This window comes from Paraburkholderia sp. WS6 (assembly GCF_030464835.1).
Lineage (GTDB): Bacteria > Pseudomonadota > Gammaproteobacteria > Burkholderiales > Burkholderiaceae > Paraburkholderia > Paraburkholderia madseniana.
Genome location: NZ_JALQCK010000031.1, coordinates 44,988 through 58,738 on the forward strand (window position 1 = coordinate 44,988; position 13,751 = coordinate 58,738).

Consider the following 13,751-nt stretch of genomic DNA (forward strand, 5'->3'; position numbering starts at 1 on the left):
CCCGAATGGTGGTCAACCCTGGTCGATGCGGGGTCAGCCGTGGGTGGCTCGCGTGAAGCGGCCGCCGGGCAGCGCGGTCACCTGGCCGGCGAGTTCGAGCTGCAGCAGCGTGTTTTGCAATGCCGCGTCCCCCATCTCGGTGCGGGTGGCAAGAATTTCAAGCGTGGCGGGGGCGTGACCGAGTGCGTCGAGGAGTTGCAACGCCTCTGCGCTCATGGCCGGCGGGGCCGCGGATGCTGCCGGCGCAGCCGTCAATTCCGGCTGAGTCGCGGCTGAGGCTGGCGCGGCTGCCGAATCCGGTTGATCTGCCACCGACGCCAGCCCCGTTGAGGAATTTCGCCAGCCCGCCTCGCCGTCCCAAAGAACGGCTTGCCCGCCGGCGGCCTTCGTTGCCACGGGCCTCGAGACGCCCAGTTCCTCCAACACCTCATCGGGCGTTTCCACCAGCTTGGCGCCCTGCTTGATGATCCGATGACAACCGCGCGACAACGGTGCATGGATCGAGCCGGGCAACGCGAAGATATCGCGCCCCATTTCATTGGCGAGCCGCGCCGTGATCAGCGAGCCCGAGCGCATGGCGGCCTCGACGATCACAACCCCGCTGACGAGGCCGGCGATCAAGCGGTTACGCTGTGGAAAATTGGCGGCGCGCGCCGGTGTGCCGAGCGGCCATTCCGACAGGATCGCGCCTTGCATTGCAATCTGCCGCGCAAGTGCATGATGCGCGGCGGGATACACGAGGTCCGCGCCGGTGCCGATTACGGCCACCGTGCTACCGACGCCTTCCAGGCCGCCCCGATGCGCGGCACCGTCGATGCCCAGCGCGAGCCCCGATACGATCGTGACACCGGCCTGCGAAAGCTCGCGCGCGAAGCGCTCCGCGTCTTCAGCGCCTTGCGGTGTCGCGCTGCGGCTGCCCACCAGGGCGACCGCCCTCGTATGCAGCAGATCCAGCCGGCCCTTTATATATAGTAGTGGCGGCGGATCGGGCATGGTCAGCAGCGCGGGCGGGTAGGCAGGATCGTCGAGTGTCACCACGTGGTTGCCGGGCAGTTCGCGCCATGCGATTACCGCGTCGAGTTGCGCGTCGAAATCTGGGCTGGACGGCGCCAGCACGGCGCGCGTCGCGGCCTCACCCGCGATCCCGGCAAGTGCCTCGGGCGATTGATTGAAGATCGCTTCCGGCAGTCCGAAAGCGCCCAGCAGTAGACGCAGGGCAGCGGGCTTCAGCCCCGGTGCGAGCGAAAGCCGCAGCCAGGCGGCGAGTTCAATATCGGTTGCGGGCAAGGTATGCATTGACGGTCGATCCTCTTACGGAGCCAGCGGGCAGGCGGGCGCCATGCTAAAATTTTCATCATCCGAAATAACTGCAGCGCCGCGCCCACCCGCGCGGGCTCGTCGTTTGGCGCACGTGGCGCGTTGAATCGAACCGGTTCGACAGCCTCTATCCTCTGCGTAACGCGATGTGCCCACAACCTGGCCGAATGGCCAACGCTAGCCTTCCACCGGCAGCGGCGCCGAAAAAACACACTCAAGATCATGGCTTTACTGAACATTCTCAATTACCCGGACAAGCGGTTGCACAAGATTGCGAAGCCGGTCGAAGCGGTCAACGACCGCATCCGCCGGCTCGTCGCCGACATGGCCGAAACGATGTATGGCGCGCCCGGCGTCGGCCTCGCGGCGACCCAGGTGGACGTGCATGAACGCGTGATCGTGATCGACGTGTCGGAAACGCACGACGAGCTGCTCGCCTTCATCAATCCGGAAATCATCTGGTCGAGCGACGAGAAGAAGTTGTCGGAAGAGGGCTGCCTCTCGGTACCGGGCATTTACGACAACGTCGAGCGCGCCGAGAAAGTGCGCGTGCGGGCGCTGAACGAGAAGGGCGAAACCTTCGAGCTGGATTGCGAAGGCTTGCTGGCCGTGTGCATCCAGCACGAAATGGATCACCTGATGGGCCGCGTGTTCGTCGAGTACCTGTCGTCGCTCAAACAGACGCGCATCAAGAGCAAGATGAAGAAGCTCGCCCACGCGATGTAACGCGCGTCCACCTCGCCTACTGCCCCCTTCATGAGTCATTCGTTGCGCGTCATCTTTGCCGGTACGCCGGAGTTCGCCGCGGCCGCGCTGGCCGCGATTCACAGCGCCGGTTTTCCGGTGCCGCTCGTGCTGACTCAGCCCGACCGGCCCGCGGGACGCGGGATGAAATTGCAGGCGAGTCCGGTCAAACGCTACGCGCAGGAACACGGGCTTGCTGTGGCGCAGCCGCCTTCGCTGCGCCGCGCCGGCAAATATCCGGCCGAGGCCACCGCCGCGATCGATCAACTGCGCGCCACGCCGCACGACGTGATGGTGGTGGCCGCATATGGTCTGATCCTGCCTCAGGAAGTGCTCGATATTCCGCCGCTGGGTTGCATCAACATTCACGGGTCGCTGTTGCCGCGCTGGCGCGGCGCCGCGCCGATCCACCGTGCGATCGAGGCGGGCGACACGGAAACCGGTATCACGCTGATGCAGATGGACGTCGGCCTCGATACCGGCGCGATGGTTTCCGAAGTGCGCACACCGATTTCCGCCGACGACACGACGGCCACGCTCCACGACCGCCTCGCACAGGACGGCGCGAAGCTGATCGTCGAAGCACTGATCGAACTCGAGCGTAGCGGCAAGCTGGCGGCAACGCCGCAACCCGCGGACGGCGTGACTTACGCGGAAAAGATCGGCAAGCACGAGGCTGCACTCGACTGGAGTAAGCCAGCCACGGTCCTTGCGCGTCAGGTGCGCGCGTTCGACCCGTTCCCCGGCGGCGTGGGCACGCTGGAAGACGGTACGTCGATCAAGATCTGGGCGGCGGTCCCGGTCGAGGCGCAAGGCAACACAGCGCCCGGCACGATCGCCGACGTTTCTCCGGAAGGCGTCGTGGTTGCCTGTGGCGAAGGCGCCCTGCGTCTCACGCAATTGCAAAAACCCGGCGGCAAGCGCTTGCCGGTGCGCGAATTCCTGGCCGGCGCCACGCTGGCCGCGGGTCAGCGTTTCCAGCTTCCCGAAACAAAATAACCGCCTTGCGCATAGCTTGAACATCGTCCATTCGGCCGATGTTCAAGAGCCCCGCTGCAAGTCTGCAGCGCGTTAGAATCCTCTATGCAACAGCCCGCGTTTAGAGGATCTCCATGTTTGGCATCACCCATTTCGAGTTTTTCGTCGTCGCGGTCTTTCTGCTGAATGTGACGCCCGGTCCCGATACGGCTTACATCGTCGGGCGCAGCGTCGCACAGGGTCGTGGCGCAGGGCTGATGTCCGCGCTCGGCATCTCCGCCGGTTGCTGCGTTCATTCGCTTGCCTGCGCGTTCGGCCTGACGGCGCTGCTGGCCGCTTCGGCCACCGCATTCACCGTTATCAAGTTCGTCGGTGCTATTTATCTGATGTATCTCGGCCTGCGCCTGATTTTCGCGAAGCCGGCGGCAGACCAGGCGGTGGGTGAAGCGCGCGCGGCCGGCGCGCCGAAATCATTGCGTCAGTTGTTCCTGCAAGGCTTCTGGACCAATGTGCTGAATCCCAAGGTCGTGCTGTTCTTCGTGTCGTTCTTTCCGCAATTCGTCACAACGGGCAGCGACCATAAAGCGCTGGCGTTCCTCACGCTCGGCGGAGTGTTCGTCGTGATGAGCATGATCTGGAACAGTTTTGTCGCGTGGGTTGCCGGCAGCGTGACCCAGCGCTTCTCCGGCCAGCCCTTGATGAAGCGGTGGCTGGATCGCGGCGTCGGCAGCGCATTCGTCGGCTTGGGCATCAAGCTCGCCACCGCATCAAGATGATTGAATTTTCCTCACGCGCCCATATCTAACATTTCGCTTACAATCAGCCGCCGCGATCACGCGGCGCAGATATGAACCCGCGTTAGGGCAAGGAGTAGCAGACATGTTCAATTGGGTCAAAACCGCGATGTTGATGGCCGCGATCACGGCCCTTTTCATCGTGATCGGCGGGATGATCGGCGGGTCGCGCGGCATGACGATCGCGCTCGTGATCGCCCTTGGGATGAATTTCTTTTCGTACTGGTTCTCGGACAAGATGGTCCTGCGCATGTACAACGCGCAGGAAGTCGACGAAAACAGTGCGCCGCAGTTCTATCGCATGGTGCGCGAGCTTTCCACGCGTGCCGGCCTGCCAATGCCGCGCGTCTACCTGATCAACGAAGACGCGCCGAACGCGTTTGCTACCGGCCGCAATCCGGAGCATGCGGCTGTCGCCGCCACCACGGGCATCCTGCGCGTGTTGTCTGAGCGCGAAATGCGCGGCGTGATGGCGCACGAACTGGCGCACGTGAAGCACCGCGACATTCTGATCTCCACGGTTTCGGCGACCATGGCCGGCGCCATTTCCGCACTGGCGAACTTCGCGATGTTCTTCGGCAGCCGTGACGAAAACGGCCGTCCGACGAACCCGATCGCGGGCATCGCTGTCGCGTTGCTCGCGCCGATCGCCGGCGCGCTGATTCAGATGGCGATTTCGCGTGCGCGTGAATTCGAAGCGGACCGCGGCGGCGCGCAGATTTCCGGCGATCCGCAGGCGCTCGCCTCGGCGCTCGACAAGATCCATCGCTACGCGAGCGGCATTCCGTTCCCCACGGCCGAGCAGCATCCGGCCACCGCGCAGATGATGATCATGAATCCGCTGTCGGGCGGCGGCATCGCGAATCTGTTCTCGACGCACCCGGCCACCGAGGAACGCATCGCGCGTTTGATGGAAATGGCGCGCACGGGGCGCTTCGAGTAACGGTGCACTGATCCGGCGATCCGGCAATCCGGCGTGACGAAAGGCGAGTCTGCGGGCTCGCCTTTTTGCTTATGCGGCCGGAACCGCAGATTAGTAGCGGCACGACCGGATCCGGCCAATGCGGAGCACTTTCGCTCCGGGCGCAGCGTCGCTTGCCCTCCGCTGCGAGGCCTTGCCCTATTGCTCGCGCCTCGGCTGGCGCGGCTACGCGCCACCCTCGGCGGCCTTCGCCACGCGCCACGCTACAATGTGTGCTGTTTGCGCCGCGCGTACCGCACGGCCTGCCTTTGCCTTTTTCATGACTCCAAAGCCTTCTTCGCGTTCTGCTTCCCCATCGACGCGTCCGCGCGAATCCCGTTTGACGATGCTGCATCTCGCGCCCGAATCGCTCGGTTTCGTGCTCGACTGCGCGGGCCAGGCCGTCGGCGCCGTGCGCCTCGGCGCGGCGTTGCCGGCCGCGTTGCAATCCGTATTCGTCTCCGCGCCTGAAGGCAGCGCCGCCGCTGCGCGCGGCGCGGTGCAGGACATCGCGTACCGCACCATGCGGCGTCTGGCGACCGCCGAGTGGCTGATCGCGAAGCTGGTGAAGAAGGCGCCGCCGCCGCACGTCGGTCATGTGCTCGCCTGCGCGCTCGCTTTGCTCGTCGACGATGAAGAGAACGCCGCCTATGCGCCGTTCACGGTTGTCGATCAGGCGGTGAGCGCCATCGCCGCGCGTCGTGAATTCGCGTTCGCAAAGGGTCTCGTCAACGCCGTGCTGCGTAATTTCCTGCGCGAGCGTGAGGCGCTGCTGAGCGCAGCGCAAGCTGACGAAGTTGCGCGCTGGAACTACCCGGCGTGGTGGATCGATGCTGTGAAGCGCGCGTGGCCCGACGCATGGCAAGCCGTGCTCGCCTCCGGCAACACGCAGGGTCCGCTGACATTGCGCGTCAACGCGCGCCGCTCGACAGTCGACGCCTATCTGCAGGTACTGCAGGACCATCACATTCCCGCGAGCAGGGCCGGCGAATACGCCGTCAAGCTCACCACGCCGATGTCCGTCGACCGGATCCCCGGCTTCAACGACGGAGTGGTGTCGGTGCAAGACGCCGGCGCGCAACTCGCTGCGCAACTGCTCGGCGTGCGTGACGGCATGCGAGTGCTCGACGCGTGCGCGGCGCCTGGCGGCAAAACCGGCCATCTGCTCGAACTTGCCAACTTGCAGCTCGTGGCGCTCGAAAGCGACGCATCGCGCGCGCGTCGCATCGGTGAAAACTTGCAGCGGCTCAAGCTCGAAGCGGAAGTGCGTATCGGCGACGCGGGTGCGCCCGCAAAATGGCACGACGACATCGACCAGCCGTTCGACCGCATTCTGGCCGACGTGCCGTGTTCGGCCTCGGGCATCGTGCGGCGTCACCCGGATATTCGCTGGCTGCGTCGCGCGTCGGATATTCCCGCGCTGGTCGCCGAGCAGCGCCGTATTCTCGAGGCGCTATGGCCACTCGTGAAGCCAGGCGGCGAGTTGCTCTACGTTACGTGTTCGATCTTCCCCGAAGAAGGCGAGTTGCAGGCGCAGTGGTTTGGAAACAAGTACCAGGATGCGGTACGATTGGACGCGCCGGGGCAACTTTTACCCTCAGTTGCCCGCGCGCCCGCCGGCACATCGGCCGGGTCCCATGCCGGACATGCCGCTGAAGACAGCGCCGGCTCGAACTCAGACCACGACGGATTTTTCTACGCGCGCTTTCAGAAACGGTGACCATCAAACGCTTCTTCCCGCTTCGGCTCGCTGCCGTGCTCTGGATCGTGCTGGCCGTGTGGCTCGCCGTACCGGGCGCGGCGTACGCCGATTCGATCGCGGTGCAGCGCGCGTCGCTGCAATCGGACAACACCGGCTGGAGCATCGACGCGCGTTTCGACTTCGACCTGAACAGCAATCTCGAAGACGCCGTCAACAAAGGCATTCCGCTGTACTTCACGACAGACTTCGAGCTGAGCCGGCCGCGCTGGTACTGGTTCGACGAACAGCCGGTGAGCGTATCGCAGAGCATTCGCCTGTCGTTCCAGCCGCTCACGCGTGAGTATCGTGTGTCGAGCGTGTCGTCGGGTGGCTTGCAGCTCGGCTTCACGACGCTGAAAGATGCGCTCGCGGTGATCAAGCACATCACGTCGTGGCACGTGATCGACCGCAATCAGGTGCATGTCGGGGAGACGTACAACGCGTCGGTGCGCATGCAACTCGACATCGCGCTAATGCCCAAGCCGTTCCAGATCGACGCGGTGAACAACCGCGACTGGAGCCTCTCGTCGGAGTGGAAACGCTTTACCTTCACGGTGACCGAACGTGCTAAATAGAGTGCGCCAAGCCACCAGCGTCAGCAGCATCGTCGTGCGCGTGCTGGTGTCCACGGTCGCCGTGACGGCCGTGCTGCTGCTCGTGCTGCTTGCAGCGGCGAGCGCGAATACCGAATTTTTCGACCGCTATTACCAGTGGCTGTACGCGGCCAATCTCGTGGTCGCGATGATCTTTTTGCTGGTGGTGGCGACGCTCGTCATCATTATCATTGCGCGGCTTAGAAAAGGTAAGTTCGGCACCCGGCTGTTAGCGAAACTCGCGTTCTTCATGGCGCTGGTCGGCGTGGTGCCGGGCGGCATCATTTACGTGGTCTCGTATCAGTTCGTATCGCGCAGTATCGAGTCGTGGTTCGACGTGAACGTCGAAACCGCGTTGACCTCGGGCCTGAATCTCGGCCGCGGCATGCTCGACGCGTCGCTATCCGATCTGCAGACCAAGGGCCGCCTGATGTCCGAGCAGCTGGCGAGCGCGGACGCCGCCGGCACCACGCTCACGCTGCTGCGCTTGCGCGATCAGTTCGGCGTGCAGGACGCGACGATCGTCGAACCCACGCGCAGCATGTCGGGCGCGACGCCGGACATGCACGTGGTCGCGCAGGCGTCCGGCAATTACGCGACACTCGTGTCGAACGACTTACCCACGCCATTGATGATCGATCAGGCGCGTGGCCGCGGCTATGCGGCGATCGAAGGGGAAGTCGACGGCGATCCGCGCGCGCACGGCAGCAAGGGCGCGTTGCGGCTGCGCGTCGTGCAGCGCATTCCCGATTCGAACGCGTCGCTGCTGCAGCCCACCGAGCGCTTCCTGCAGCTCACGCAGCCGGTGTCGCCGTCGCTCGCGCGTAACGCCGACGCAGTGCAGCGGGCTTATCGCGAATATCAGGAGAAGGCGCTGGGCCGTACCGGCTTGCGCAAGATGTACATCGGCACGCTGACGCTCGCGCTGTTCCTTGCCACCTTCATCGCGATGATGCTGGCGCTTGCGCTCGGCAATCAGCTTGCGCGACCGTTGTTCCTGCTCGCGCAGGGCACCAAGGAAGTGACCGAGGGCGACTACACGCCAAAGCGCGAAATCAAATCGCGTGACGAACTGGGCTTCCTCACGCAGTCGTTCAACGCGATGACGCGGCAGCTCTCCGAAGCGCGCGCGGCGGTCGAGAACAACCGGATCGCGCTCGAGCATTCGAAAGCCTATCTGGAAAGCATTCTCGCGAACCTGACCGCGGGTGTGTTCGTGTTCGACCGGCAGTTCCGTCTCACGACCGCAAACCGCGGCGCCGAGCGGATTTTCCGTCAGCAGTTCCAGGAGGTGCTGGGTTCGGCGCTCGAGCAGATTGGCGTGTTGAGCGAATTCGGCGGCATGGTGCGCAAGGCCTTCGCCGATCGCGAGGCCGCAAGCGGCGACGGTCACGACGACCGCGGCCACTGGCAGCAGCAGTTCTCGGTGCAGGTGCCGGGCGAAACCGAGCCGCTCACCTTGCTCGTGCGCGGCGCGCGTCTTGTGTCCGCCACCGATCGCGATGCGGAAGACATGCAGACCTCCGGCTACGTCGTCGTGTTCGACGATATTTCGGATGTGATCTCCGCGCAGCGTTCGATCGCCTGGGGCGAAGTCGCGCGGCGTCTCGCGCACGAGATCAAGAACCCGCTCACGCCGATCCAGTTGTCCGCCGAGCGTTTGCAGATGAAACTCGCCGACAAGCTGTCGCCCTCGGATGCCGATGTGCTGAAGCGCGGCGCGACCACTATCGTCAATCAGGTCGCGGCGATGAAGCAGATGGTCGACAATTTCCGCGACTATGCACGCACGCCCCCTGCAGTGCTCGCGCATCTGCAACTGAACGAACTGGTCAGCGAGGTGCTCACGCTGTACGGTATCGAAGAAGGCAAGGGCGCAATTCAGGTAGAGCTCGCGGATTTGCCGGCGATTCGCGGCGACGCGACACAATTGCGACAGGTAATTCACAACCTGCTGCAGAATGCACAGGATGCCGTGGCCGACGTCGAACAACCGCGTGTGTTGCTCGAGACGAGGACAGTAGAATACGGAGACCCCGACGCGGAAGGCAAAGTACACGTCGCGGTGCGTCTGACAGTGTCGGATAACGGACCGGGCTTCCCCGCGCGTATCCTGACACGTGCATTCGAACCTTACGTGACGACCAAGGCCAAAGGTACGGGCCTCGGTCTTGCGATGGTCAAGAAGATCGTCGACGAACACGGCGCGCGCATCGACATTCGCAACCGCATGAAAGCGGGCGATGTGATTGAAGGCGCGCAGATATCGATCCTCTTCCTTCAACTGGCAGACGATGCCGCGGCACCTGGAGCAGGGTCGCGGCCGGCGCATGGCAATGCGTCGCAGGGAACGACAAAAGCAACAGTGCAGACAAGGGCAGCGTAAATGGCAACCATCCTGGTGGTAGATGATGAAATGGGCATCCGGGAATTGCTCTCGGAGATCCTGAGCGACGAGGGGCATGTCGTGGAGGCCGCGGAAAACGCGCAGGAAGCGCGCGAATTCCGCTTGCGCCAGGCGCCGGACCTGGTGCTGCTCGACATCTGGATGCCCGATACGGACGGCGTCACCTTGCTCAAAGAATGGGCCGCGCAGGGGCAGCTGACCATGCCGGTGATCATGATGTCCGGTCACGCAACCATCGATACGGCGGTTGAAGCAACCAAGATCGGCGCACTCAATTTCCTCGAGAAGCCGATTGCGTTGCAGAAGCTGCTGAAGGCAGTCGAGCAGGGCCTCGCCCGCGGCAATGCGGTCGGTGCACCGGGCGGCGCGGTCGCCAAGCCGGCGTTGCCGGTCAGCGCTTCGGCCGTGGCTTCGGCGGCTGCGTTGCCGATGCTGTCGTCGGATGGCATGGGCAGCGGCGCGTTGGCTGCGCAAACGGCGTCGATCTCGTTCGACATCCCGTTGCGCGATGCGCGCGATGCGTTCGAGCGTGCTTACTTCGAATATCACCTCGCGCGCGAGAATGGCAGCATGACGCGCGTCGCGGAAAAGACGGGTCTCGAACGCACGCACTTGTATCGCAAGCTCAAGCAGCTCGGTGTCGATCTCGGCAAGAACAAAGGGGAGTGAAGGGCCTGCGCAATGCGCGCAGATTCGGGCGCGGCAGATTTTTTCGAGAGGGGGCTTGCCGTGCTGCTGACCCTTTGATATCATTTCGTTCTTCGTTGGCCCGGTAGCTCAGTTGGTAGAGCAGCGGATTGAAAATCCGCGTGTCGATGGTTCGATTCCGTCCCAGGCCACCAGGATTCAGCCCCAGGAAATCGCAAGATTCCTGGGGCTTTTCCTTTTCTGACGGGCATGGCCAGCGTGCCTCCGCGGCGGGTGCGCTCGGCGGCATTGGGCGTCGCGTGATAAAATTGCGCCAGTTCAAGGACTTGCATGCGAGGGTGCTGTAGGCGTTCCACTTGCGCGCCACCGCAGCAAACGCGTCTTTTCGTATCCTGAAGCGGCGCCTTTTGCGCACTCTGCCGCAACACGGCAAGGCCGCGACAGGTGCCAAACCCTTCGCCCGACGATTAACGGTATAAGCGCCCAGCGACTCTGCATGCGGAAGGCGCGGCCTATACTGCTTTGGGCCGGCAGCAGTGCCGGCACGCGTCGCGCCGCGTTGCTTGCATGGCGCACCTCGCGCAGCGCGACGTGGCACTCATCATTCACGGAGTTTCACGGTGATCCGCAAAGACGCTAAACGTAGCGCTCTGGTGCTGTTTTCCGGCGGCCAGGATTCCGCCACATGCCTCGCCTGGGCCCTCGAACGTTATGAAACGGTCGAGACGCTGGGCTTCGATTATGGCCAGCGGCACCGAGTCGAACTCGAATGCCGCGAAGGGTTTCGTAACGCGGTGACGCGGACATTTCCGGCGTGGGCCGACCGCCTCGGCGAAGATCACATGATCGATCTGTCGGTGCTCGGCTCGATCAGCGATACCGCGATGACGCGCGAAATCGAGATTCACGCCACGGCGAACGGTTTGCCGAATACGTTCGTGCCGGGCCGCAATCTGATGTTCATGACGATCGCCGCGGCCATCGCCTATCGGCGTGGTTTGCAGGTGCTGGTCGGCGGCATGTGCGAGACGGACTTCTCGGGCTACCCCGATTGCCGCGACGACACGATGAAGGCATTGCAGGTCGCGCTGAACCTCGGCATGGATACGCGCTTTCTGCTCGAAACGCCGCTGATGTGGCTCGATAAGGCCGATACGTGGCGCCTCGCGCACGAGTTGGGCGGCGACGAACTGGTCGAACTGGTGCGCGTCGAAACGCACACCTGCTATGTCGGCGAGCGCGCGGAACTGCATGCATGGGGTTTCGGCTGCGGCGAATGCCCGGCGTGCCGCTTGCGCAAGCGCGGTTACGAAGCGTATCTGGCCGGTGAGAAGGTGACCGAGCCGGTCTGACGCTCACCGAAGTTTTACGCTGGCGCACCGTGCGAACGGGCGCGGCGCAGGCAATTATTTTCAGGAACACAAGGCAGAAAGCAGCATGACTTACGCGGTCAAGGAAATCTTCTACACATTGCAGGGCGAGGGTGCGAATGCCGGGCGTCCGGCCGTGTTCTGCCGGTTCGCCGGTTGCAATCTGTGGTCGGGCCGCGAAGAAGATCGTGCGGATGCGGTCTGCCGTTTCTGCGATACGGACTTCGTCGGGACCGATGGTGAGAACGGCGGCAAGTACCGTACGCCGGAAGATCTGGTGCAGATGATCGCGTCGCAATGGCCGGAAGGCGAGGGCGAACGCTTCGTGGTCTGCACGGGCGGTGAGCCGATGTTGCAGATCGATCAGCCGTTTGTCGACGCGCTGCATGCCGCCGGCTTCGAAATCGCCATCGAAACCAACGGCTCGCTGCCGGTGCTCGAGACGATCGACTGGATCTGCGTGAGCCCGAAGGCCGATGCGCCGCTCGTCGTCACCAAGGGCAACGAACTGAAGGTCGTGATTCCGCAGGACAACCAGCGTTTGTCCGAGTATGCGAAGCTCGACTTCGAGTATTTCCTCGTCCAGCCGATGGACGGCCCGTCGCGCGACCTCAACACCAAGCTCGCGATCGACTGGTGCAAACGCCATCCGCAATGGCGCCTGTCGATGCAGACCCACAAGTATCTGAACATTCCCTGATTTGCCGTGCTGACGATTACACGAAAACTCGAATTCGACGCGGGCCACCGCATCCCCGATCACCGCAGCCAGTGCCGTAATCTGCACGGCCATCGCTATGTGCTCGAAATCACGCTGCAAGGCGACCTGGTCGATACCGAAGGCGCGCCGGATCGCGGCATGGTGATGGACTTCGCCGACGTGAAGTCGCTCGCGGTCGAGCATCTGGTCGACAAGTGGGACCATGCGTTCCTCGTCTACGAAGGCGATACACAGGTGCGCGGTTTTCTGGAAACCATGGCGGGACACAAGACGGTCGTGCTCGATCGCATCCCGACCGTTGAAAATCTCGCCGCCGTCGCGTTCGATATCCTCGCGAACGTCTACGACGCGCATTACGGCGTGAATCTGCGTTTGCATAAGGTGCGTCTGTTCGAGACGCCGAATTGCTGGGCCGACGTGGTCCGCGATTAAGTTCAGGGCCGCGCGACTCGAGCCCGCGGCCCAACCCCCGCGTTATTGTCACGGTATGATCGCTCCGATAACCACATGGAGCGAGACATGCCGGTCACCGCATTGCGTCGCAGCAGGCATTCAGGCCGTCACGGCCCGGGCGTTGGCCTGTTCGGCTGCGCCATCCTCACCCGCGTTTCAGGCGATGTGTCCCATCGCCAGGGAGCGCGGCAATGAGCACCTTCACAAATCCCCTCAAGCAACGTCTTAAAGAAGCCGATACGCAGTTCGGGCTGTGGCTTTCGCTCGGTAGCGATTCTGCAGCCGAGGCGCTCGCGCACGCCGGTTTCGACTGGTTGCTGATCGACATGGAGCATGCGCCGAACGATAGCGGTGACGTTACGTCGCAATTGCGCGCGATCGCCGCGGCGCATCTGCCGAGCGAGCCCGTTGTACGCGTGCCTGCCAGCGAGGCGTGGCTCGTCAAGCGCGTGCTCGACGCCGGCGCCCGCACGCTGATGTTCCCGAATATCGAAACCGCGGAAGAGGCGGCACAGGCCGTGCGTCTGACGCAGTATCCGACCGCCGATGCACTCGACGGTCAGCGCGGTGTGGCCGGCGCGGTGCGGGCGGCTGCGTATGGCATGCGGCGCGACTACGTGCAATCCGCCAACGCGCAGATCGCGACCATCGTGCAGATCGAGTCGGCGCGCGGCCTGCAGGAAGTGGAGAAGATCGCGGCTACGCCGGGCGTCGATTGCCTGTTCGTCGGACCGGCCGATCTCGCCGCGAGCCTCGGCCACCTCGGCGATTCGAAGCATGCCGACGTGCAGGCGGCGATGGCGCGCATTGTCAGCGCCGCCGACAAGGCTGGCATCGCCGCGGGAATTTTTGCTATGGATGTCGCGAGCGCAAAGCAGCATCGCGATGCCGGTTTTCGTTTTATCGCCCTGGCCGCCGACGTCATGTGGATGTTGCGCGCGACCCGCCAGGCGTTGCAGGAGGTGAGGACATGAAGGGGATGGTGCAGTGCGTCGTGGTGCGTCTGGCGGTTACCGCGGCGTTG

The 13,751-nt window shown here is 63.7% G+C and carries 13 protein-coding genes and 1 tRNA gene; 13 read left to right on the top strand and 1 reads right to left on the bottom strand.

Annotated elements, in window-relative coordinates; genetic code table 11:
- Positions 1-33: 33 nt before the first annotated feature.
- A complete protein-coding gene (gene dprA, locus M0D64_RS30070; RefSeq protein ID WP_266260460.1) occupies positions 34-1,296 on the bottom strand; it encodes a DNA-processing protein DprA in 1,263 nt (420 codons plus the stop codon).
- Between the two features lie 243 nt (positions 1,297-1,539).
- On the opposite strand from dprA, the gene def reads away from it, so the two are divergent.
- The 13 genes from def (at position 1,540) to M0D64_RS30135 (ending at position 13,701) form a co-directional block, all read left to right on the top strand.
- Positions 1,540-2,043, top strand: a complete 504-nt coding sequence (gene def / locus M0D64_RS30075; protein WP_154559666.1) for a peptide deformylase — start codon at positions 1,540-1,542, stop codon at positions 2,041-2,043.
- Between the two features lie 30 nt (positions 2,044-2,073).
- On the top strand, positions 2,074-3,060 hold the full coding sequence (gene fmt, locus M0D64_RS30080) for a methionyl-tRNA formyltransferase (RefSeq protein WP_266260461.1): 987 nt from the start codon (positions 2,074-2,076) through the stop codon (positions 3,058-3,060).
- Positions 3,061-3,173: 113 nt separating this feature from the next.
- On the top strand, positions 3,174-3,815 hold the full coding sequence (locus M0D64_RS30085) for a LysE family translocator (protein WP_266240714.1): 642 nt from the start codon (positions 3,174-3,176) through the stop codon (positions 3,813-3,815).
- A gap of 103 nt (positions 3,816-3,918) precedes the next feature.
- A complete protein-coding gene (gene htpX, locus M0D64_RS30090; RefSeq protein WP_054037107.1) occupies positions 3,919-4,776 on the top strand; it encodes a zinc metalloprotease HtpX in 858 nt (285 codons plus the stop codon).
- 298 nt (positions 4,777-5,074) lie between these two features.
- Entirely contained in the window at positions 5,075-6,514 is a 1,440-nt protein-coding gene (rsmB, locus tag M0D64_RS30095) for a 16S rRNA (cytosine(967)-C(5))-methyltransferase RsmB (protein WP_171925226.1), read from the top strand.
- Positions 6,511-7,110, top strand: coding sequence for a DUF4390 domain-containing protein (locus M0D64_RS30100; protein ID WP_054037187.1), 600 nt, complete (start codon positions 6,511-6,513; stop codon positions 7,108-7,110). Before rsmB ends, M0D64_RS30100 begins: the two co-directional genes overlap by 4 nt.
- On the top strand, positions 7,100-9,514 hold the full coding sequence (locus M0D64_RS30105; RefSeq protein WP_171925225.1) for a PAS domain-containing sensor histidine kinase: 2,415 nt from the start codon (positions 7,100-7,102) through the stop codon (positions 9,512-9,514). The genes M0D64_RS30100 and M0D64_RS30105 overlap by 11 nt, the downstream gene beginning before the upstream one ends.
- Positions 9,515-10,204, top strand: coding sequence for a response regulator transcription factor EsaR (gene esaR / locus M0D64_RS30110; RefSeq protein WP_054037109.1), 690 nt, complete (start codon positions 9,515-9,517; stop codon positions 10,202-10,204). It begins immediately after the preceding gene.
- A 97-nt stretch (positions 10,205-10,301) separates the two neighbouring features.
- Positions 10,302-10,377: transfer RNA gene (locus tag M0D64_RS30115), tRNA-Phe, on the top strand.
- Between the two features lie 426 nt (positions 10,378-10,803).
- Complete coding sequence (gene queC, locus M0D64_RS30120) at positions 10,804-11,535, top strand: 7-cyano-7-deazaguanine synthase QueC (RefSeq protein ID WP_054037110.1); 732 nt, start codon at positions 10,804-10,806, stop codon at positions 11,533-11,535.
- Between the two features lie 85 nt (positions 11,536-11,620).
- A complete protein-coding gene (gene queE, locus M0D64_RS30125) occupies positions 11,621-12,253 on the top strand; it encodes a 7-carboxy-7-deazaguanine synthase (RefSeq protein WP_154559671.1) in 633 nt (210 codons plus the stop codon).
- Between the two features lie 9 nt (positions 12,254-12,262).
- Positions 12,263-12,706 (top strand): 6-carboxytetrahydropterin synthase QueD, encoded by a 444-nt coding sequence (gene queD / locus M0D64_RS30130; RefSeq protein ID WP_093634683.1) that lies wholly within the window; start codon positions 12,263-12,265, stop codon positions 12,704-12,706.
- Positions 12,707-12,918: 212 nt separating this feature from the next.
- Positions 12,919-13,701 (top strand): HpcH/HpaI aldolase/citrate lyase family protein, encoded by a 783-nt coding sequence (locus M0D64_RS30135; RefSeq protein WP_171925224.1) that lies wholly within the window; start codon positions 12,919-12,921, stop codon positions 13,699-13,701.
- Positions 13,702-13,751 lie beyond the last annotated feature (50 nt).